This window comes from Pseudorhodobacter sp. (genome assembly GCF_030452865.1).
GTDB lineage: Bacteria > Pseudomonadota > Alphaproteobacteria > Rhodobacterales > Rhodobacteraceae > Pseudorhodobacter.
Window position 1 is genome coordinate 1 of sequence record NZ_JAKDLJ010000428.1, and the last position, 2,910, is coordinate 2,910.

Consider the following 2,910-nt stretch of genomic DNA (forward strand, 5'->3'; position numbering starts at 1 on the left):
TGGGGCAACGTTTGATGGCGCAAGCAGCGGTCATGTCTTTCATTGATGTTTTCGTGATTATTACCGCGCTGTTTGCCACCCTCGCGATTGCCGCACTGCTGATGAAAGCCCCGCCCAAAGACGCAAAAGCCCCCGCCCATTAAGGCAGTCGCGCCCGCTGTCGTCGGCCTGAACCGCTGCTCAGCGGCGCAATTTGTTGACCACCTCGGCGGCGAGTTGGTCAATCGCGGCACCGGTGGCGGCGGCAACGGCGGCGGGGCTGCTATCGGTCAGCGGCACGGCAATGGCAAATCGCTTGACCGACTCCCGGACTGTACCCGAAGGGGCGGCAATGGCGAATTGACCGCTCAACTCAAACGAGCCGCTGGTTTTGGCAACCATGCGGTCGATCCGCACTTCCAGTTGCACATCTGCGGGTTCCGCCAAGGGCCATGGTTCTGCGGCGACCGTCGCGGTGGAACGCTGATCAAGGCTGCGGGCGAGCGCACCGGTCACGCCGCGCACCGGGTCATCTGCCCAAAGCGCCTTTGGCACCACGGCAAGCGCCCCGTCAGCCTGTTCGGTCACAATTTCGGACGCCGCCGCATAAGCGGGCAGCGACACATCCCGAACCTCGATCGTGCGCACCGCGACGCGGGATTTGGCAACCGCCCCGGTATCAACGGCACCGTTGGAAATCAGAAACCGCGCGTTGTTGTCGCCGCAGGCAAGAAGCGGCAAGGCGAGGGCAAGGGCAGCAGCAATCCGTAGGGTCACATCATTTTCCTAACAGCAGGGAATTCGGGTTCCGTTCGATGGTGCGGGCCAGTTGCGCAACCGATTTGGCAGCGATCTTCATCTCTCGCAACAGGTCGAGCGTTTCGGCGTTGAACTTCGATCTCGTCCCGTAAGCCGATAGCAGTGCATCCGCTTTCGCAACCACCGCATCAAGTTGCGCGGTCACATCCGGAAGGTTGTTGGCGGCTTTCGCCACCGCATCGGCCGCGTTGCGGGCAGAGGCAAGGGCGGCATTGGTGTTTTCAATCGCGCCGCCTTTGCGCAAATCAGCCAGAGCGGCTTGCACTTCGGCCAGTGCCGAGACGAGCGAGGCGGGGATGTTGCGCGCGTCTTCGGTGCCGATCAATGCGTTGGTATTGTCCATCACGCGGGTCACGGCGTCCACCAATTCATCGGTTTTCAGGTTGTTTGCCTTGGCGGCCACCGCGCGCAGATCCGAAACGAGTTTCGGCAGGTCATCGGAAGCTGTGGCGATATTCGCCGCCGCCGTGTCAAAGCTGGCCAGCGCATTCGACAATTGATCCACCGCGCCGCGAGTTTTCAGATCACTGATGATGCTGCGCAGATCGGCCACCACCGCACGCAATTCGCCGGGAATGGCTTGCGTATCCTCTTTGCCGATCAACCCGCGCGCGTCCTCGATCAGGCCAAGGATAGCATCCGGCGCGCTTTGGGTGCCTTTTGCGGTTGCAATCGCTTCAATCGAAGCCATCAGCGAAATAGCCTGCTGCATGACCTCCTCGATCGGCAGATTGTTCACCCGCTGCAAGACGCCTTCTGCGGTGGCGGTGAAATCCGGCAATTCCGATTTGATGCTGGGAATGATCGGCGTGCCGTCAACATCCTTCAACAGCGTGGCGGAGGACGGCTCGGTAACATCGGCAAGTTCGATCTTGAGGGCGGAACTGAAAATGCTGGTGGTCGCCAGTTTGGCGCGCATCCCGTCATCGACAAGTTTTCCGATGAAATCGGTCACGTCCTGCGCGCTGGCTTCGGCTTGCAGCCCAAGGGCTTGCGGATCAATGGAGATGATGGCGCGCAGCCGCACCGCACTTCCCGCCGGGGTCTTGTCAAGGAAGGCACCGATGCCAGTGACTTGCCCCACGCGCAGCCCGCGATATTCGACTGGTGCACCGGAGGCGAGACCGCTGACGGATTCGGTGAAAATCACCGCCATATTGACGGAGTTTTCGCTTTGCTTGGTGAAAACGCTGTCGCGCGCCGCATCTTCACTGTCAAACAAGCGAAACACTGTGTTGTCGGTGACGGGCTGCCCGCCCGATACCACGTTGTCAAAGGATACGCCGCCGGTCAGCAATGATCCAAGGCTGGCGACGTTCAACTCCAACCCAGCCGGGCCAAGGCTGACGGAAAAGCCCGACAGGTTCCAAAAACGCGAGTCCGTGTTCAGGAATTTGTCGTAAGGTGCGTTGATGAAAGCCTCGACATTCGTGCTGTTGCCGGTTTCCGACAGGCGCGGCGTGTCCAATTGCCCGACATCAATGCCGCGAAAGAACACAGGCGCACCGGCGGAAAGGCTGGAGCCGTTCTTTGACCGGATGGTGATGCGGGTTCCCGCCCTGCCGGGGCGGATCATCGGGGTCGTGTCGAGACCGGTGAACGAGGTGGTATCAGTGTTTTCCGTCGGCACCCAAGCCGCGTCGATATAGACCCCCGACAACACGGTCGACAACCCGGTGATGCCGCGCGCGCTAACCTCGGGGCGCACCACCCAGAACATTGCGTCAGTGCTGAGCGTGGCCGCAACCTCCTTGTCGACGCGGGCAGAGACGATGACTTTCGAGAGATCCTTGTTGAATGCAACGCTCTCAACCGAACCGATCACTACGTCATGGAAACGAATTGTGGTATCCTTCGGGGCAATGCCGCCCGCCTCGGTGAACTCAATCGTGATCAGAGTGCCGCGCCCGATGAAACTTTGCCAGGCAACGCTCAATGACACGATCAAGGCCAGCAGCGGCACCACCCACACCAGCGAAAGATTGCGCCAGGGGGAGCGTTTCGCGGGTTTCATCTCCAGTTCCGGCAGGTCTTCGGGCAGCGTCATGCGATGTTGTCCTTGTCGGCGTCCCAGATCAGTCTTGCGTCAAAACTCTGGGCGGAGAGCATGGT

At 60.5% G+C, this 2,910-nt stretch carries 2 protein-coding genes; both read right to left on the reverse strand.

Features of this window, described 5'->3' with window-relative positions; all coding sequences use genetic code 11:
• Window positions 1-180: 180 nt before the first annotated feature.
• The gene (locus L0H65_RS17520) at window positions 181-756 is read right to left on the reverse strand and encodes a membrane integrity-associated transporter subunit PqiC (RefSeq protein ID WP_301460509.1); all 576 of its coding nucleotides are present in this window, start codon (window positions 754-756) and stop codon (window positions 181-183) included.
• A gap of 1 nt (window position 757) precedes the next feature.
• Complete coding sequence (locus tag L0H65_RS17525; RefSeq protein WP_301460510.1) at window positions 758-2,845, reverse strand: intermembrane transport protein PqiB; 2,088 nt, start codon at window positions 2,843-2,845, stop codon at window positions 758-760.
• Window positions 2,846-2,910 lie beyond the last annotated feature (65 nt).

Bases quoted from the DNA above. Each gene is read 5' to 3' on its own strand.
- L0H65_RS17525 (WP_301460510.1), bottom strand. From the start codon at position 2,845: ATGACGCTGCCCGAAGACCTGCCGGAACTGGAGATGAAACCCGCGAAA.